The sequence below is a fragment of the Pseudomonas sp. 22515 genome (genome assembly GCF_052044625.1).
GTDB lineage: Bacteria > Pseudomonadota > Gammaproteobacteria > Pseudomonadales > Pseudomonadaceae > Aquipseudomonas > Aquipseudomonas alloputida.
The window spans coordinates 23,361-41,147 of record NZ_JBQENN010000039.1 but is presented as its reverse complement, the minus strand read 5'-3'; the positions used below and the strand labels follow the sequence as shown (position 1 = coordinate 41,147).

14 protein-coding genes are annotated in these 17,787 nt (G+C 65.4%); 1 reads left to right on the top strand and 13 read right to left on the bottom strand.

Annotated elements, in window-relative coordinates:
- Positions 1-260: 260 nt before the first annotated feature.
- From ACTJJN_RS25260 to ACTJJN_RS25200, 13 genes are all read right to left on the bottom strand, one after another.
- A complete protein-coding gene (locus ACTJJN_RS25260; protein ID WP_440781724.1) occupies positions 261-962 on the bottom strand; it encodes an NAD(P)H-dependent oxidoreductase in 702 nt (233 codons plus the stop codon).
- A gap of 43 nt (positions 963-1,005) precedes the next feature.
- Complete coding sequence (locus tag ACTJJN_RS25255) at positions 1,006-2,418, bottom strand: aldehyde dehydrogenase family protein (protein WP_440781723.1); 1,413 nt, start codon at positions 2,416-2,418, stop codon at positions 1,006-1,008.
- Entirely contained in the window at positions 2,411-3,601 is a 1,191-nt protein-coding gene (locus ACTJJN_RS25250; RefSeq protein ID WP_014756241.1) for a pyridoxal phosphate-dependent aminotransferase, read from the bottom strand. The genes ACTJJN_RS25255 and ACTJJN_RS25250 overlap by 8 nt, the downstream gene beginning before the upstream one ends.
- A 24-nt stretch (positions 3,602-3,625) precedes the next feature.
- Entirely contained in the window at positions 3,626-4,855 is a 1,230-nt protein-coding gene (gene alr / locus ACTJJN_RS25245) for an alanine racemase (protein ID WP_012051976.1), read from the bottom strand.
- A 34-nt stretch (positions 4,856-4,889) separates the two neighbouring features.
- Complete coding sequence (locus tag ACTJJN_RS25240; RefSeq protein ID WP_012051975.1) at positions 4,890-6,497, bottom strand: 5-guanidino-2-oxopentanoate decarboxylase; 1,608 nt, start codon at positions 6,495-6,497, stop codon at positions 4,890-4,892.
- A complete protein-coding gene (locus ACTJJN_RS25235; protein WP_012051974.1) occupies positions 6,490-8,607 on the bottom strand; it encodes an acetate--CoA ligase family protein in 2,118 nt (705 codons plus the stop codon). Before ACTJJN_RS25235 ends, ACTJJN_RS25240 begins: the two co-directional genes overlap by 8 nt.
- A gap of 17 nt (positions 8,608-8,624) precedes the next feature.
- The gene (locus ACTJJN_RS25230; protein WP_003256129.1) at positions 8,625-9,785 is read right to left on the bottom strand and encodes an acyl-CoA dehydrogenase family protein; all 1,161 of its coding nucleotides are present in this window, start codon (positions 9,783-9,785) and stop codon (positions 8,625-8,627) included.
- 33 nt (positions 9,786-9,818) lie between these two features.
- The gene (locus tag ACTJJN_RS25225) at positions 9,819-10,613 is read right to left on the bottom strand and encodes an enoyl-CoA hydratase/isomerase family protein (protein ID WP_440781721.1); all 795 of its coding nucleotides are present in this window, start codon (positions 10,611-10,613) and stop codon (positions 9,819-9,821) included.
- A 238-nt stretch (positions 10,614-10,851) separates the two neighbouring features.
- On the bottom strand, positions 10,852-12,258 hold the full coding sequence (locus ACTJJN_RS25220) for an amino acid permease (RefSeq protein ID WP_014756236.1): 1,407 nt from the start codon (positions 12,256-12,258) through the stop codon (positions 10,852-10,854).
- A 196-nt stretch (positions 12,259-12,454) separates the two neighbouring features.
- On the bottom strand, positions 12,455-14,707 hold the full coding sequence (locus ACTJJN_RS25215) for an ATP-binding protein (protein ID WP_440781720.1): 2,253 nt from the start codon (positions 14,705-14,707) through the stop codon (positions 12,455-12,457).
- Positions 14,704-15,486, bottom strand: coding sequence for a substrate-binding periplasmic protein (locus tag ACTJJN_RS25210; protein WP_440781718.1), 783 nt, complete (start codon positions 15,484-15,486; stop codon positions 14,704-14,706). Before ACTJJN_RS25210 ends, ACTJJN_RS25215 begins: the two co-directional genes overlap by 4 nt.
- Positions 15,483-16,199 (bottom strand): response regulator, encoded by a 717-nt coding sequence (locus ACTJJN_RS25205; protein WP_003256139.1) that lies wholly within the window; start codon positions 16,197-16,199, stop codon positions 15,483-15,485. The genes ACTJJN_RS25210 and ACTJJN_RS25205 overlap by 4 nt, the downstream gene beginning before the upstream one ends.
- A 74-nt stretch (positions 16,200-16,273) precedes the next feature.
- A complete protein-coding gene (locus tag ACTJJN_RS25200) occupies positions 16,274-16,918 on the bottom strand; it encodes a TetR family transcriptional regulator C-terminal domain-containing protein (RefSeq protein ID WP_014756232.1) in 645 nt (214 codons plus the stop codon).
- A 116-nt stretch (positions 16,919-17,034) separates the two neighbouring features.
- Here ACTJJN_RS25200 and ACTJJN_RS25195 point away from each other — a divergent pair, with 116 nt between their 5' ends.
- Positions 17,035-17,781, top strand: coding sequence for an enoyl-CoA hydratase-related protein (locus ACTJJN_RS25195; RefSeq protein WP_019751073.1), 747 nt, complete (start codon positions 17,035-17,037; stop codon positions 17,779-17,781).
- The last annotated feature ends 6 nt before the right edge of the window (positions 17,782-17,787 follow it).

The window sequence follows — 17,787 nt, the reverse complement described above, 5'->3', positions numbered from 1 at the left end:
AGGACGGCGCAGCCTTCGAAGCTGGCGGTAATCCTGTGGGAGGACGGCGCAGACTTCGAAGCTGGTGGTAATCCTGTGGGAGGACGGCGCAGCCTTCGAAGCTGGTAGTAATCCTGTGGGAGGACGGCGCAGCCTTCGAAGCTGGCGGTAATCCTGTGGGAGGACGGCGCAGCCTTCGAAGCTGGCGGTAATCCTGTGGGAGCGGCCTTGTGTCGCGAAAGGGCCGCAACGCGGCCCCAGTGTTCAGTACAGGAGAAAGGTCACGTCAGCGGGTACAACGCTTCATCGAACTGCGCCAGGCGCGGGAACACCAGTGGCTGGTCGTCCGAGAGCTGCTCCAGACGCTGCCGGTATTGCTGCAGAAAGTCCTGCCGCGCAGCAGCACTGATGTAAGGCACATGCCAAGCCACGAACGGCGGCAGCACTTCGAACCCGACATAGGCCAGCGTGCCCCGCAGGATCGGCCGCAGCATGTCTTCCAGCGGCCCGTGAATCGCGCCATCGCCAAACATGTGCTCGCGCCCGCCCAGGGTCACGGTCACCAGCGCCCTCTTGCCGGCCAAGCCGCCCTGGTCGTAGAAGCGCTTGCCGCCATAGCACACCCCCGACACCAGCACACGGTCGATCCAGCCCTTGAGCATGGCCGGGCCCGAGAACCAGAAGATCGGGAAGTTCAACACCAGCAGATCGGCCCACAACAGCTTGTCCAGCTCCTGCTGGATATCTGCGGCAATGGCACCGCGCTTGACGCCCTGACGCTGCTCCAGCGCATACACGAGGTACTCGGGGTTCTCGCGCTGGGTAAAGTCATCGGCACTGGCCACCGGGTTCCAGCCCATGGCGTACAAGTCACTGACCTGCACCTGATGACCTTGGGCACGGAAGGTTTCCACAGCCTGGTCACGCAGGGCTGCCGTGAACGATTGCGGTTCGGGGTGAGCGTGGACGATCAGTACATTCACAAGCATTCTCCTCACACAAAACAGGTTATCTTGCCGCAGTGGTTCAGCACTGCACCGCTTTGACCTCGACGAACTCCGCCAGGCCCTCCTCGCCCCACTCACGGCCGTTGCCCGACTGCTTGTAGCCCCCGAACGGTGCCTGGTAGTTGAACGCGCCACCGTTGATGAAGCACTGCCCGGCCCGTATCTCCCGCGCCAGAGCCAGGCCCTGCTCGCGGCTGCCGGCCCACACTGCACTGGACAAGCCGAATGGCGAGTCATTGGCCAGGGCCAGCGCCTGGGCCTCGTCGGCGTAGGGGATCAGGCACAGCACCGGACCGAAGATTTCTTCCTGGGCAATGCGCATGCGGTTGTCGACGTCGGCGAACAACGTGGGCGCCACGTAGAAGCCGCGCTCGAAGCCGCCGTGATTACCACCGCACAACAAGCGCGCGCCCTCCTCCTGGCCCTGGCGAATGTAGTCGAGCACCGTGCGCCGCTGGCCTGCCGAACACATCGGCCCTAGGAAACTGGCGGGGTCACGCGGGTCGCCCATGACCAGTGCGCGGGTCTCGGCCTGGGCAATGTCCAGCGCCTCGGCATAGCGGCTGGCCGGCAGCAGCATGCGGGTCAGTGCCGTGCAGGTCTGCCCCGAGTTGATCATCACGTCCTGCACGCCATAGCGCACCGCAGCGTGCAGGTCGGCATCGGCGGTAATCAGCAACGGTGACTTGCCACCCAGTTCCAGGCACACCCGCTTCACCGTCGGCGCGGCCGCTTGTGCCACCCGCACCCCAGCACCGGTTGAGCCGGTGAACGACACCATGTCCACCTGCGGGTGCCGAGCCAGGGCTTCACCGACCTTGGCACCTGGGCCGCTGACCAGGTTGAACACCCCTGCCGGCAGGCCGATGGCGTCGATCATTTCGGCCAGCACAAATGCGTGCAGCGGCGTTTCCTGGCTGGGTTTGACCACCACCGTGCACCCGGCAGCCAGGGCCGGCGCCAGCTTGCCGATCATCTGGTGCAGCGGGTAGTTCCACGGGTTGATGAATGCGCACACGCCAACGGCTTCGCGGTACACCAGCGAATTGCCGACTTCGCGCACCTCGTCCATCAGCCTGGCCAGTTCGGCGTATTGCTCCAACCCGGCAATCGGGCCTTCGACCTGCACCGCCTGGCACCACTGCACCGGCATGCCCAGCTCGTCGGTAATAACCTCGGCCATTTGCGCCGCGCGGTTTTTCAGCTGTGCGACCAATGCCCGGATGTACCCGGCGCGCACGCTGGACGGTGTGCGCGACCAGCCATCGAAGGCCCGCCGCGCCGCCATCACCGCCCGCTCGACATCGGCCTCGGCGCCCAAGGGTACCCGGCCAATGGCCTGCTCGGTGGCCGGGTCGATCACCTCGGCCATGCCCTGCCCGCTCGGCACCTGCCAGGCCCCGTCGATGTACAGCCGTGCATACTCACGCATCGGTCTGCCCCTGCATCAGCTCGCCGGCGCAGCGGGCGATGCGCTGGCAGGCATCGGCCAGCGCCTCATTGCCCAGCACCAGGCCCAGGCGGATATGCCCGGCAGCGCTCGGGCCGAATGCCTCGCCGGCGAGCACCGACACGCCTTGGCTGTCCAACAGGTAGTCGGCGAAAGCCTGGGCGCTAAGGCCGGTTTCACGGATGTCGACCATCACGAACATGCCACCATCGGGCTTCAATGCCTTGAGGCCCGGGCAGCCGGCCAGCTGCTCGCACACCAGATCGCGCCGCTCGCGGTAGGCTTCGCGCATGGCGTCCAGCTCGGGCAACGGCTGCTCCAGCGCCACCACGGCGGCATCCTGGACGAAGTCCGGCAAGCCGTAGAGCATGCACAGGGCGAGGTTTTCCAGATGCGTGGCCAGTGCCGTCGAGCTGACCACCCACCCCATGCGCCAGCCGGTCATGGCATGCGACTTGGACAGGCTGTTCAACGTTGCAGTGCGCTCGGCCATGCCCGGCAGGCTGCCGGGGCTGACATGCTCGCCTTCATACAGCAGCTCGCTGTAGACCTCGTCAGAGATCAGCCACAGATCATGGGCAATGCACAGTTCGGCCAGCGCCTCCCAGGTGGCGCGCGGCAGGCTCGCCCCCGAAGGGTTGTGCGGGCTGTTCAGCGCCAAGGCGCGGGTGCGCGGGGTAATGCGCTCGGCGACGTCACGCGGGCACACGCGAAAGCCATTCTCGGGCTTGACCGGTACCGGTACCACCTTGGCGCCACAGGCGCCGAACACGGCCTCGTAAGTGACATACATCGGTTCGGCAACGATCACCTCATCGCCTGGGTCGAGTATGCACTGGGCCACGCAGAACAGCGCGCACTGGGCACCCGCCAGCACGGTCACCTGGTCGACGCTCACCGCCTGGCCACTGCGCTGCCGGTGACGGTTGGCGATGGCCTGGCGCAGCGCCAGCTTGCCGCGTACATCGGCGTAATGGGTATGGCCAGCGCGCAGGCTGTCGATGGCCGCCTCGACGATAGGCGCGGGAGTGTCGAAGTCCGGGTCACCCACCGACAACAGCAGGATGTCCTTGCCCTCGGCCTGCAGCGCCAGGGCGCGGTAGTGGATATCCCAGGCCGCGGCGCCGTCGCCGGCGATGCGTTGGGTGAGCTTGGCGTAGCGCATGGCAATCTCCTTTCAATGGCGGTTTCAGTCGACGAGGATCTTCGGGTTGGAACTGCCCCATACGGTGTACAGATCGGCGAGCAACGCGCCGTTGATTTCTTCCATCTCGGCCTGGGTGATTTCGCCCCCGGCCTGCTTGCCAAACAGCACCACTTCGTTGCCCCCCTTCACATCAGGGAAGTCGGTGACATCGACCATCAGCGTGTTCATCGACACCTTGCCCACCACCGGCACACGGTGGCCGTTGATCAGCACATGGCCCTTGTTGGTGAATACCCGGCGGTAGCCGTCGGAGTACCCGACCGTAATGTTGGCCAGGCGCGAATCACGGGCCAGGGTGAAGGTGCGGTCATAGCCCACGGTGTTGCCAGCCGGATAGCTGTGCACCGCAGCCACGTGCGATTTGAACTGCATCGCACGCTTGTACTCGGTGCGCGCCGGCACGGTGTCGCCGAACAGCGCGCCCCCCGTTCGTACCATGTCCAGGCGCGCTTCCGGCACCTCCAGCGTAGCGAACGAGTTGGCGGCGTGCAGGGTGAGCTTGCTGCGGTCGAGCTTCGCGTGCTTGATCAACCAGTCGGTCTGCTCGTTGAAGGCCGCCAGGCCCTTGCGGACATCGTCCTTGTCTTCCACGGCGAAGTGGGTCATCAGCGCGACCAGCTTGAGGTGCTTCTGGTCGGTGATCTGCAGCGCTTCGCCACGGCCGGACCAGGTGGCCATCTCCACCCCGTTGCGGCTCATGCCGCTGGAGTTGAGCGCCATGTGAATGCGCAAGGTCTTGCCATGGCGCGCGGCGATGGCATCGGCCTGGCGGGCAAATTCCGCGCTGCCCACCAGCTCTTCCATGTCGTACTGCAAGCCATCTTCCAGCTCGCTTAGGCTGGCCAGGCGTACCCGCACCAGTTGCCCGGTGAAGCCACTGGCGCGGACCACGCGGGCCTCCTCGTTGCTGGCCACCGCCACGCAGGGCACGCCCTGGGCGATGATCGATGGCATTACCAGGCCGATACCGTGGCCATAGGCATCGGCCTTGAGCACGGCGCACAGCTTGGACTTGCCGGCCAGCTCGGCCTGCAGCGTGCGGATGTTGTGCTGCAGGGCGCTGGCGCTGACTTCGACCCAGGCATTGCTGTTTTGCACGGTCAGGGCGTTGGTACCGTTGTCCATCGACAACGGGGGGGCGGCATACAGTGGGGCTTGGCCGGTGATCAGCAGGGCCAGGGATGCGGCCAGAAGTGTACGGCGAAATGGCATGTGGGTTTCTCTTGTTCTTTTGGTTGTTCGCGGCTTAACAGACGCAGGTGTGTTTGAGTTCGATGAAGGTCACGCCGGGTGTGGCGAAACCGCTGGCCAGGTCGGCCTGCAGCGCGTCCAGATCACGCGGCTGGCGCACCGCGCAACCAAAGGCACGGGCCAGGCCGATGAAGTCCGGATTACGCGGCAGCACGCCGACCGGCTCGATGTTCAGGCCGAGCATGTCATCGCGGATCTGCCCGAGGGCGTCGTTGTTCCACAGCAGCACCACCAACGGCCGGTCCAGTTCCTCTACAGCCGTGGCCAGCTCCTGGGCGGTATAAAGGAAACCGCCGTCGCCCACCAGCACCAGGCCTGGGCGATGGTCGGTGGCAAGCATGCCGCCAATACCGGCCGGCAGGCCGTAGCCGAGTGTGCCGTAGCCGGTAGGATGCAGCCAGCTGCGCGGCGCCCGGCTGGCGAAGGCGTAGTTGCCGGTGTAGGCCAGTTGGGTCATGTCGCTGCTGATGAACGCATCGTCGGGCAGCACGGCGGCAATGCGGTCAAGAATCGCCTGATGGATGGCCTGCAACGGTGCATGCCCATGACGAATGGCCTGGCGCAGGTCGCTCACCGCTTCGCTGGCCTGAGCAGGGTCTCGGTCGAGTGCTGGCAGGTGTTCGAGCAAGCCGGCCAGGGTTTGCCGGGCATCACCTTGCAAGGCAATGGCACAGGGGTAGAAGTCGTTGAACTTGCGCGGGTCGATGTCCACGCGCAGCAGCTCGCCAGTGATCGGCAGGCGCTCGCGCCAGAAGTCGGTGTCGGCCATTTCGGTGCCCACGGCAAGCACCACATCAGCCTGGCTGATCAGCTGCCAGCCGGGTTCCACGCACAGGCTGGAACCGGCATTCAGGGGCGCCTGCGGCGGCAGCAGGCCCTTGCCGGCCACGCTGGTGAATACCGGTGCCGCCAGCCGGGCGCTCAACTGCGCAAGTTGTTCGGCCGCATGCAGCGCACCACCACCCGCGATGATCATCGGCCGCTCGGCCGCTGCCAGCTTCAGGGCAGCCTGGTCGAGGCTTTCGCGGCACGGCTGGCCACGCTCGGGGCGGCGCACCACCTCATCGCTCCAGTCACGGCTGACGGGTGCGGCCAGCACGTCCAGCGGCACCGAAATGTGCACCGGGCGCGGCCGTTCGCTGTCGAACACGGCCCAGGCGCGGGCGATCAGCTCGGGCAGGTCATCGCCACGCAACGCCACGGCCGAGAACGCGGTGATCGGCGCAGTCATGGCGCGCTGGTCCTGGGTTTCATGCAGGCAGCCCCAGCCCTTGCCCAGGCTGGCGGTGTGGTTGACGCTGGAAATCACCAGCATCGGCACCGAGTCGGCATAGGCTTGGCCGATGGGGGTGGCGACGTTGGTCACGCCTGGGCCGGTAATGACGAAGCACACCCCCGGCTTGCCACTGACCCGCGCATAGCCGTCGGCCATGAAGCCGGCGCCCTGCTCGTGGCGGGTCAGTACATGGCGAATGCCACTGCCCGGCAGGCCGCGGTAAAGCTCCAGGGTGTGCACCCCAGGGATGCCGAACACGGTCTCCACACCGTAGTTGGCCAACAACCGCACCAGCGCCTGGCCGGCCGTCAGGGTAAGGTCATTCATGTCGTTCTCCTTGCGCCTGGCCGAGGCGGATCAGCGCGTCGACCGCGGTGGTGCCGTGGGCACCGACCATCAATGGGTTCACATCCAGCTCCAACAGCTGCCCGGCGTTTTCGCAGGCGTAGTCGGCCACCGCACGGATAGCTGCGACCAAGGCGTCGAGGTCGGCAGCCGGGCGGCCACGGAAGCCTTGCAGCAGGCTGGCACTGCGCAGGTTCAGCAGTGCGGCGCGGATGGCGCTGTCGGTGGTGGGCAACAACAGGCTGACACTGTCCTTGAGCAGTTCGACCAGCACGCCGCCGGCACCGATCACCAAGGCCAGGGCAAAGTCGTGTTCACGTTTGATGCCCACTATCAGCTCGGCCAGCGGCGGCTCGGCCATGGGTTCGAGCAGTACCTGGTCGAACGCGACGTGCGGGGCGTAGGCAGCGATGCGCTGGCGCATCTGCAACAGTGCAGCTTCCAGGGCGGCGGCATCACGCAGGTTCAGCGCCACCGCACCGGCTTCGGTCTTGTGCGGCAGCTGTGCGCTGACCGCCTTCAGTACCAGCGGGTAACCCACGCGGGCAGCGTCTGCCACAGCGCGCTCGGGCGTACTCAGCACACCTGCCGGCACCGGCAGACCGAAGGCGCGCAGGGCCTGCTTGGATTGCCATTCGTCCAACAGTCGGCTTTCGCCCGTGAGGGCCTGCGGGCACAGCGGTACCCGCGCAGCCTCGCCCTGGTCCAGCAACCGCTGGCGGTTCCTTTGGTAAGCGACGATGCGCCCCCAGGCCGCCAGGCCATCTTCCACGCCCTGCAGGGCTGCGATGCCCCGCGCATGCAGGCGCTCACGCGCACTGGCAGGCAACAGTTCCGGGAAAGCCGAGGTGACGAAGCCGATCTTGCCGTGGCGTTCAACGGCATCGCAGTATAGCCCCAGCAGCAGGTCACATTCCTTGCGCTCGCCGGTGAACGCCGCCGGGTAGTCCAGCACCAGCATCGCCGCGCCCGCGGCGCCGCTCAGGGTACTGTCGAGCATGCGTTGCAGGGCGGCCTCATCGCCCCAGATGGCAGTGGTGAAGTCCAGTGGGTTGACCAGGTTGGCATAGCCCGGCAACACCTCGGCCAGTGCCGCCACCTGCCCTTGCTCGAGCTTCGGCAGTTGCAGATGGTGGCGTTCGGCATAGTCGGCAATCAGGCCGGCATCGCCGCCTGAGCAGGCCAGCGCAATCAGCTCGCCATCTGCCGGCAAGCGTCCGCAGGCTGCGGCCTTGAGCGTTTCGACAAAGCTCACCGGGCCGCTGACGCGGATCACGCCCAGGCGCTGGAACAGGCTGTCGTACAACGCATCGGAGCCGGACAACGAGCTGGTGTGGCTGAGCGCCAGTTCAGCGCCGATCTGCGAAACGCCCGTCTTCAATGCAATGATCGGCGTACCCTGCTGCAATGCCTTGTAGGCGGCGCGTGCAAAGCCCGGCACGTTCTTCAAGCCTTCCAGGTGCAACCCGATGGCCGTTACCCGTGGGTCGTCGAGCAGCACATCCATCAGCTCGGCCACACCCAGTTGCGCCTGGTTGCCGACCGAGGCCATGTAGGCCACCGGCAGCGAGCGGTCGCTCATGGACAGGTTGTAGGCAAAGTTGCCGCTCTGGGTGAGGATCGCCACGCCCTTCTCCACCTGCTGGCCGCCATGGGCCACCGGCCAAAGGGCTGCACCGTGCAGGTAGTCGAGCAGGCCATAGCAGTTGGGGCCGAGCAGGGCCATGTTGCCGGCCGCAGCGAGCAGGCGCTGCTGCAACTGGCAGCCCTCTTCGCCGCTTTCGGCAAAGCCGGAGGCATAGCAGATGGCACCCCCGGCGCCACGCGCGGCCAGCTCGGCAACGCACTGCAACGTCAGCTCACGGTTGGTGGCGATGAACACCGCGTCCGGGGCGTAAGGCAAGTCGGCCACGCGGGCCACGCAAGGGATGCCTTCCAGGCTTTCATGCTGCGGGTTGACCAGCCACAGCTCACCGCCAAAGCCGCCTTCGGCGCAGCGCTTGAGCGCCCGCGCCATGCTGCGCCCGCCAACGAAGGCCAGGTGCCGGGGCGCCAGCAGGCGCTTGAGGTTGTCACGAATCGATTGCGACATGGGTGTTCTCCTGGCGCTCAGCGCAGCAGCGGGCGCAGCAGTTCGCGGGCGATGATGTGCCGCTGGATTTCCGAAGTACCCTCCCAGATGCGCTCGATACGCGCGTTGCGCCAAATGCGCTCAACCGGCCCTTCATCCATCAGGCCCATGCCACCGAAGATCTGCACGGCTTCGTCGGCGACCTTGCCCAGCACTTCGCTGGCAAACAGCTTGGCCATGCCGGCTTCACCGTCGGTCATGTTGCCCTGGTCCATCTTCCAGGCGGTGTGCAGGGTGAGCATCTCCGCGGCGCGGATCTGCGTGGCCATGTCGGCCAGCTTGAACGACACCCCCTGGTAGCTGCCGATGGCCTGGCCGAACTGCTTGCGGTCGGCGGCCCATTGCAGTGACAGGTCGAGGGCGCGCTGGGCCTGGCCCACGCAGTTGGCGGCGACCATCACCCGGCCGGCGGTAAGCCAGGCATTGGCCACTTCCCAACCTTTGCCCACTTCGCCCAGCACCTTGCTGGCCGGCACCCGGCAGTCGTCGAAGAACAGCTCGTAGGTGTGATAACCACGGTTGCTCACACACTTGGGACCACGGCGGATGGTCATGCCCGGCGTACCCCGGTCGACCAGCAAGGCGGTGACCGCATTGCGCTTGCGCCCGTTGTGCTCGTAGGTGTCAGTGACCGCGAAGACAATGGCGAAATCGGCGTGGCCGGCGTGGCTGATGAAGTGCTTGCTGCCGTTGATGACAAAGTCATCGCCCTGGCGCACGGCGCGGGTCTTGATGGCGTTGGCATCGGAACCGGCACCCGGTTCGGTGAGGGCAAAGCAGTCGGTTTTCTCGCCCTGCACACAAGGCAGCAAGTAGTCGTTGATCTGCTCGTCCTTGCAGGCCATGAGGATTTTCGACGGCCGTGCAACGAAGACATGCAGCGCCCAGGACACCTTGGACAGCTCGCGTTCGATCAGCGCCTGGGACAGGTAGTCCAGACCGCCCCCTCCCACTTCCTCGGGCATGTTGAATGCATAAAAACCGGCTGCGATGGCCTTGCCACGGATCTGCGCGGCCAGTTCGGGCGACACAGCGTCGGCGCGGTCCACCGCTTCCTCATGGGGCAGCAGCTCCTTGGCAACAAAGCTGCGTACCGCTTCCACCAACATTTCTTGTTCTTGGGTCAGTTGGAAATTCATCTGCGAAGGTCCTGATGAGGGTCGGGTATCGGATTACTGGCCGGTAAAACGGGGGGCGCGGCGTTCAACCGAGGCTTGCAGGGCCTCGGCGCCATCCTGGCTGCGGCCGCACAGCAGGCCGGCGTGGCGCTCGGCCTCCAGCTGCTCGGCGAGGGTGCGCCGGGCGCCGTCGCGGATCAGCTGCTTGGTCTGCGCATAGGCGAACGTCGGGCCATTGGCCAGGCGCCCGGCCAACTCGGCCGCCACGGCGGGCAGTTGCTCGTCGGCGCAGACTCCGCTGACCAGCCCAGCCGCCAGGGCACGCTCGGCGCCCCACAGTTCATCGAGGAACAACAAGCGCTTGGCCTGCTCGCTGCCGATCAGCCGTGGCAGGTGCCAGCTGGCGCCAGCATCGGGGCTGTAGCCCATGCTGGTGTAGCCGGCCTTGAAGCGCGCCGAGGCGGCGGCGATGCGCAGGTCGCAGCACAGGCTGAGGTCCATGCCACCGCCCACGGCGGTGCCGTTGATGGCGGCGATGGTGGGTTTGTCGAGGCTGTGCAGGCGCAACATCAGGGCATGGGCAGTTTCGGTCCAGCCATAGCTTTCCAGGGTGCCGGCAGCTTCGGCGGCAGCCCATTCGGCCAGGTCGGCGCCAGCGCAGAAGCTGCGGCCGCTGCCGGTCAGCACCACCACGCGTACGGCGGGGTCGTCGGCATGGCTGTCGAGCAAGGCGTGCAGTTGCTTGAGGGTGGGAATGTCCAGCGCATTGCGCTGCTCGGGGCGGTTGAGGGTGATCCAGGCAACGCCAGCTTCGACCTTGCTCAACAGTGACGACGACGGGGTAGTCATGGGGGCCTCGGTGTTGTTGTGATGGTTTTGGAGGGCTTGACGAGGAAGATACTAAACGAGTGTTCAACAAGACGGGATGGGCTGTTACAACTTCGCACAACTCGGTGTTTGGCGTTACACAAGGGCGTTCGTCGTGAGGTCTTCATGGGCTGTGAGATCGCACGCCGCGCGGGCGGTGCTCGATCTCACAGGTGCTGAACATGCAGCGATTGACACCCGCCGGCGACGAGCTGCGGCGTCAAACCCCTGGTGCGCTGGGTGCGAAGGCCCCCTGCCGGCGGCGGTTGACGAAGAAGTACGCCGCATAGCACAGGGCAATGAAGCCAAAGCCCCAGTACAGCGACGGTCGTTGGGTTTCATCCAGCGCCAGGAACACGAACAGCGAGCTGCACAGGGTGATGCACAGCAGCGGCACCAGCGGGTACAGCGGCGCCATGTACTTCAGGTCCTGCAGTTGCCCGCCGTCGCGCAGCCAGGCCTTGCGGAAGCGGTACTGCGCCAGGGCGATGACGATCCAGGTCACGGTGCCGGACATACCGCTTACCGCCATCAGCACCATGAACAGCGTGTCAGCCGCAACGAAGCTGGTCATCAGCGAAATCAGCGCAAAGCACAGGGTGATGCTCAGCGCCCGCAGCGGCACGCCACGCTTGCTCAGCGGCGACAGGCTTTTCGGTGCCATGCCAGTCTTGGACATGGCCCAGAGGATGCGCGTGGAGGCATACAACCCGGAGTTACCCACCGAGAGGATGGCCGTGAGGATGACGAAGTTCATCAAGTCGGCGGCGTAAGGGATGCCGACCATGTCGAACACCTGCACGAACGGGCTTTCCATCAGCCCGGCCTGCTCGTGCGGCACAATGGCCGACAGCACGGCAATCGCCAGCACATAGAAGATCAGCACGCGGAACACCACATTGCGCACCGCCCGCGGGATGCTTTTTTCCGGGTGCTCGGTCTCACCAGCCGCCACCCCCATGATTTCGCAACCCTGGAAGGCATAGACCACGGTCATCATCACCGCGAACACTGCCGACAGGCCGTGGGGGAACAGCGACTCGCCCACCAGGTTGTTCAGCATCGGTGCGGGTGCCCCGCTGCTCAGGGGGATGGCACCGAAGATCACCAGCAGGCCAATGACGATGAAGCCGAGGATGGTTGCCACCTTGATGCCCGAGAACCAGTACTCGGCCTCGCCAAAGGCACGCGTGGCCAGGGCGTTGAGGCCGAACAGCACCACCACGAACAGCGCCGACCAGTACCAGATCGGCACCTCCGGGAACCAGCGGGTCATCAACATGCCGGCAGCGGTGAACTCCAGGCCTACGGTGGTGGCCCAGCTCATCCAGTACACCCAGCCGATCATGAAGCCGGTGGCCGGGCCAATGTACTTAGTGGCGTGGGCCTGGAACGAACCGGACACCGGCATCTGCACCGACAGCTCACCCAGGCAGACCATCACCAGGTACATCAGCAAGCCGGCGACCAGGTAAGCCAGGATCGCGCCCACCGGCCCACCCTGATTGATGGTTACGCCCGAGCCCATGAACAGGCCGGTTCCAATAACCCCACCCAGCGACAGCATGAAGATGTGTCGGCTTTTCAGGGCGCGGGTGAGCTGGATCTTTTCAACGTTGTCAGTCATGGCGCACCTCACCATTGCGGCAGGTACGTTTGGCGATGCGAACGAGGGGCTGAGCGCTACGGCATGTCATTATTCTTGTCTCCAATAAGCCTCATGGACCGTGTGCAACACGGTTGCCATGGATTATTGGAAACGGATGTAAGGCGCCGTTGTACGAACGGATCGAAGATGTAAAAAGTCGTAAGCTTTTTGTACGTCAGCTCTGGATCAGCTGTTCCAGGGTCGCACGGGCCTGGCCGAGCTGGCTTGCCAGTGGCTCGGCCAGTGCGTTCAGCGCCTGCCCATCATGCTGGCGGGCTGCGTCTTCCAGGCGTCGCAACAGCGCAGCCAGGCCAGAAAAACCCAAGGAGTCGCAACTGCCGGCCAGGCGATGGGCCAGGTGCAGCACCTCGGTAAAGTCCTGGGCCGGCAGCGCCTCGGCCAACGCCGTGGCGTGCTGCTCCAGTGACTGGCGCAACACATTCAGCAGGCCCTGCAGCTTCTGCTCGCCCAGCAGCGAGCGGTGGGTGGCCAGCAGCGACCAGTCCATGTTCGCGTCAATACCGGCCTCTTCAGTCGGCGTTGCGTCGGCCAGCGCCTGGCGCAGGTTGGCCAGTCGCAGGGGCTTGGCCAGCACACCTTGCATGCCGGCTTCCAGGTAATCCGACAGTTGCCCCGGTTGCACGCCAGCGGTCAGCGCCACTATCCGGCTGTGGTGGTTAGGCCCGGGGGTGGCGCGAAGCTGCCGGCACAGTTCCACCCCGCTCATGCCGGGCAGGTGAACGTCCAGCAGGATCAGGTCGAAGCGCCGCTGTGCGCACAACTGCAGGGCCTGCCCGGCATCCTCGGCAAAGCTCACCCGGTGGCCATCGCGCACCAGCAGGCCGCTCGCCACCTCACGGTTCAGCGCGACGTCCTCGACCACCAGGATATCCAGGCTGGCGCTGACCGACTGGGCCGGGGTATTGGCCGCAACCGGCTGCCCAAGGGCGATGTCGAGTTCGAACCAGAAGCAGCTGCCCTGCCCTTGTACACTGTCCAGGCCAATGCAGCCCCCCAGCTTTTCCACCAGGTGCTTGCAGATCGCCAGTCCCAGACCGGTGCCGCCGTAGCGGCGTGCCACGGCCTCGCTGGCCTGGACGAAGCGGTCGAAGATTTTTGCCTGTACGGCCGGCTCGATGCCGATGCCATTGTCACTGACCGACACCCGCAGGCGCTGCGTGGTCGCCTCGCTGACCAGCACCTGCACCTTGAGCCGCACCTGGCCGTGCTCGGTGAATTTGATGGCATTGGCCAGCAGGTTGCTGAGCACCTGACGCAGGTACTGCTCGGCGCCGTGCTGGTAACCGGCTAATTGCTCATCAATCTCCAGATGCAGTGTGTCGCCGTTGTCCGCGGCCATGGGTTCGAGCAGCGCCAGCACTTCCTGGCACAACTGGCGCAGCGAAAAGCCGACCAGCTCGGCGCGGCTCTCACCTTCTTCGAGCCGGGCGAAATACAGCACTTCGTTGAGAATCGCCAACAGCCCCTCGCCGGCCTTGTACAAGGCTTCCAGGCGCTGACGGTCGGCCGCTTCCAGCCGGCCACCGCGTAGCAGCTCGGCCATGCCCAGGATACCGTTGAGCGGGGTGCGCAGTTCGTGGCTCATGGTCGCCAGGAAGCGTGACTTGGCCAGGTTGGCGGCCTCGGCGTCATCCTTGGCCCGGGCCAGGCTGGCGGTACGTCGCTCGACCATGGCCTGCAGTTCGTCGCGCTTGTCTTGCAACGCCAGGCGGTCGCGTTCGCGGCGTTCAATGTCGCTGAGGATGGCGCGGCGCATATCGTCCAGGGCATTGGCCACCGTGTCGATCTCGTCAGGGCGCGATGAACGGCGGCGCCCCAGGCGCAACGGTTCCTGCCATTGGCCGGCGCCAATACGCCGGGCGAACTCGGCCATCACTTGCAGATGGCGGGTGACCAGGCGATAGAACAGCCCCGACAGCGCCACTGCCAGGCCACACAGGAACACGCCCATCCACAGCAGGCTGGCAAGGCCGGTGGCATACAACCGATGGTGCACCGCACCCAAGTCGATACTCACTTCAAGCTCACCCAGGTGCCTGGCGGGGCCCGAGGGGGGCTGATAATCCAAAGGGAAGCGCTCGATGCGCAGCGGCCCCTTGGGTTCGGCCTCCCCTCGCAGCAGTTGAAAGTCGTCGCTAACCAAGCGCACCCGGGCCACGTCGGAAAAATCCACCAGGCCGCGCAATTGCGTATCCAGCTGCGCCTCGTCCAAGTCCCACAGGCTGCGCTCCAGGCTGGCGAGGTAGCCTGCGCGGATCAACACCATGCGCGCCTCGATGTCGCGCATCTCGCGGCGGTATTCGAAATACAGCTGCACGCTACTGGCCAGTACGGTAAAGCACAGGCTGAACAACAGGATGAACCGCAGCAGGCGGCGCAGCAGGCCATCGGTGTGCAGGCGAATCATCGGGCATCTGCCGGCAGGTTGATCATGTCGCGGTAGGTGACCTCGCTCTGCTCCAGCCAGCGCGCGATCTCGCCAGCCTGGTTCATGCGCCGCAACTGCGCGTCGATTTCGTCCATGTGCTGGCTCAGGGGTGATTGCCGCGATACGGCTACCCGCAGGTAGTCCACGCTCAGCGCGCTGGGCAATACGCGGATGTCCTGCGCGCCGGGCAGGTGCTCGATGAACAGTTGGCCGGTGCGCCGCTCCTGGATCACATAGTCGATGCGCCCGCGGATCAGCTTGCCGAAATTCTGCTGGCTGGAAGACACCCGCTCGATGTTCTGGTGGCGGGCGACGAAGCGGTCGAACTCGGCGCCGTAGCTTTCGCCGTACAACAGGCCGCCGCGGTAAACCGCCAGGCCCTCCAGCTGCTGGAACTGCACCGGTCGCTTGCGGTTGTAGAACACGGCCACTTCCTCGCGCACCACCGGCTCCGTGGAAAAACGCATGCGCTGGTCACGCTGGTCGCTGTTGTAGGCCAGGACCACGTCCACCCGCCCGGCGGCGGCGTCCATCAGGCAGCGCTTCCAGTTGCCCAGCACCACGGTTTGCACCTCGTAGCCCATGCGCGCGAACAGTTCGCGCACCACGGTTGGGGCTAGGCCGCGCACCTGGTGGCCGTCGCTCCAGGAAATGGGCGGGTACACCGGGTAGTCACAGTAACGCACGGGTTCACTGCCACTGGCGTGCAGAGTGGGCCACGTCAAGGCCAGCGCCAACCGCCAGGCGCGATGAATCATGCTGCCACGCTGGCAGTGAACAGGTAGCCGGTGCCGTGAATGGTGATGATCAACTGCGGTTCGGCCGGGTCGTCATGCAGCTTGCGCCGCAGGCGGCCGACCAGCACGTCGATGGAGCGGTCGTTGGGCACCCACTCGCGGTTGCGAATCTGGTCCATCAACTGGTCGCGGCTGAGGGTGTGGCCGCTGTTGCGCAGGAACACGCTGAGCAACTGGAACTCGCCGTGGGTCAGCAGGGTTTGCCCGCCACGGGCGTCGATCAGGCGCCGGCGGTCGGTATCCAGCGCCCAGTCGGCGAACTGCTTCAGCGATTGCGCGCAGGCCGGGGCGGGGTGCGCCTCGCGGGCATGGCGCACGCGGCGGATCAGGTTTTTCGCCCGGGACACCAGCTCGCGGGGGTTGAGTGGTTTGATCACGTAGTCATCTGCACCGCATTCCAGGCCAACGATGCGGTCTATGTCGTCATTGCGCCCGGTGACGAGGATGATGCCAACCTCCGAGCGCACCCGCAGTTCGCGGGTCAGGGTGAGGCCGTCCTTGCCGGGCAGGCGGATGTCCAGCAGCACCAGGTCGACATCCTGGCTGGCGAGCAGGGCTTCGGCCCTTTCCGCGGTGTCGGCGCAGTGTACGTCGTAGCCCTCCTGGGACAGGTAGGCCTGCAGCAAGTCACGAATAAGCGGATCGTCATCGACGATCAATACCCGAGGCGTCATTGCGTGTTGTCTCTTTTTTATTGGTGTTGTTCTACACACTCGCGACAGCAGCGTACTCGTTACTGAACAGGTGATCAACAGCCCTCGGGCAGGCTGAAGCGCCTCCGGCCGCCGGCCTGCAGGCCGTCGACCCACGCCTCGCAGATGATCACGCCCTGCTCGGGGCTGAAGGTGCCGGGGTTCAGGCCCGACTCCAGCCACAGGCCGTCGAGCAAGGCGCTCAGGCTGATGGCCGCCAGGTCGGCATCGAAGCCCTGCCAGCCCTCCTCTTCGGCCAGTCTGGCCAGTAGCTGGCCAAGTTCGTTGCGGTACTCGCCGTAGGAGTGGTCGTGCACCTGGTTGATCGCGTCGGCGGTCTTCACCGCGCCCCAGAAGGCCAGCCAGGCATCGAGCAATTGCGGGTCGAGCAGCTCGGCGCAGAACGAGGCACGGAAGAACGCCGACAACCGCTCGCGGGCATTGGGCGCAGCTTGGGCCATGGCCTCGCGCAACAAACCCATCACCCGACCGGTGACGGCCATGTAAGCCTCTGCCACCAGTTCGTCCTTGCCCGCGTAATGGTGGCTGATCAGCCCGACCGAGACCCCGGCCTCGGCCGATATCTTGCGGATTGAAGCCCCCTGGAAACCATGGCGCTTGAGGCACACCAGGGTCGCCTCGACCAGGTTGGCTTTGCGCAGTTCCGGCAGCATGCGGTGGTAGCGGGCTTCCTGAGTCATCGGTGGGTCTCTGGTTAGGGGCTGGACTGAACGACTGTACAACAAGCCGGACTGCGTGATAAACCCTAAGCGCCACTGCCCGGCAGGGCCCCCTCACAACAACAAAAGCGGCTGCCATGAACGACCTGATCACACGCGAACTGGACCAAGGCCTGCTGACCCTGGCCTTCAACCGCCCCGACAAGCTCAATGCCCTGAACACTGCCATGTACCAGCTGCTGGGCGACCTGTTGCTGGCGGCAGGTGAAGACCCTGCTGTCGATGCCATCATCATCACCGGTGGGCCGCACTGCTTCAGCGCTGGCAACGACCTTCGCGACTTCCTCGACAACCCGCCCAGCGACCTGGACAGCCCGGTGTTCCGCCTGATGCGGGTGGTCATGGGCCTGGATAAGCCGCTGATCGCAGCGGTCAGTGGTGCGGCGATCGGCATCGGGGCCACCCTGTTGCTGCACTGCGACCAGGTGCTGGTCAGCCGCTCGACCAAGCTGCGCATGCCTTTCGCACCGCTGGGTGTGTGCCCGGAGTTTGGTTCCAGCCTGCTGCTGCCGCGTGTGCTTGGCCAGGCCCGAGCGGCACGCTTGCTGCTGACCAATGCATTGCTGGATGGCGAACAGATGCTGGCCTGGGGGCTGGCCAATGAGCTGCATGAAAACGGCGAACAGTGCCTGGACGCTGCCCGCACACTGGCGCGGCAGCTGCAAGGCTACCCGCAGGCGGCACTGCGGATCAGCAAGCGGCTGCTCAAGGACAGCCAGCGGGCGGAGCTGGAGGCCACGGTGGCGCGGGAAAGCCGACTGTTCATCGAGTGCTTGCGTACTGAAGAAGCGCGGGCCGTGCTGCGAGGGCTGATCAAGGATTGAAGGGCC

What these genes read in the sequence shown, in the direction of transcription:
- ACTJJN_RS25240 (WP_012051975.1), bottom strand. Translation starts at nt 6,497, where the DNA reads ATGAATGACCTTACCCTGACGGCCGGCCAGGCGCTGGTGCGGTTGTTG.
- ACTJJN_RS25205 (WP_003256139.1), bottom strand. Translation starts at nt 16,199, where the DNA reads ATGACGCCTCGGGTATTGATCGTCGATGACGATCCGCTTATTCGTGAC.
- ACTJJN_RS25225 (WP_440781721.1), bottom strand. Translation starts at nt 10,613, where the DNA reads ATGACTACCCCGTCGTCGTCACTGTTGAGCAAGGTCGAAGCTGGCGTT.
- ACTJJN_RS25230 (WP_003256129.1), bottom strand. Translation starts at nt 9,785, where the DNA reads ATGAATTTCCAACTGACCCAAGAACAAGAAATGTTGGTGGAAGCGGTA.
- alr (WP_012051976.1), bottom strand. Translation starts at nt 4,855, where the DNA reads ATGCCATTTCGCCGTACACTTCTGGCCGCATCCCTGGCCCTGCTGATC.
- ACTJJN_RS25195 (WP_019751073.1), top strand. Translation starts at nt 17,035, where the DNA reads ATGAACGACCTGATCACACGCGAACTGGACCAAGGCCTGCTGACCCTG.
- ACTJJN_RS25250 (WP_014756241.1), bottom strand. Translation starts at nt 3,601, where the DNA reads ATGCGCTACGCCAAGCTCACCCAACGCATCGCCGGCGACGGCGCCGCG.
- ACTJJN_RS25215 (WP_440781720.1), bottom strand. Translation starts at nt 14,707, where the DNA reads ATGATTCGCCTGCACACCGATGGCCTGCTGCGCCGCCTGCTGCGGTTC.
- ACTJJN_RS25220 (WP_014756236.1), bottom strand. Translation starts at nt 12,258, where the DNA reads ATGACTGACAACGTTGAAAAGATCCAGCTCACCCGCGCCCTGAAAAGC.
- ACTJJN_RS25200 (WP_014756232.1), bottom strand. Translation starts at nt 16,918, where the DNA reads ATGACTCAGGAAGCCCGCTACCACCGCATGCTGCCGGAACTGCGCAAA.
- ACTJJN_RS25255 (WP_440781723.1), bottom strand. Translation starts at nt 2,418, where the DNA reads ATGCGTGAGTATGCACGGCTGTACATCGACGGGGCCTGGCAGGTGCCG.
- ACTJJN_RS25235 (WP_012051974.1), bottom strand. Translation starts at nt 8,607, where the DNA reads ATGTCGCAATCGATTCGTGACAACCTCAAGCGCCTGCTGGCGCCCCGG.
- ACTJJN_RS25210 (WP_440781718.1), bottom strand. Translation starts at nt 15,486, where the DNA reads ATGATTCATCGCGCCTGGCGGTTGGCGCTGGCCTTGACGTGGCCCACT.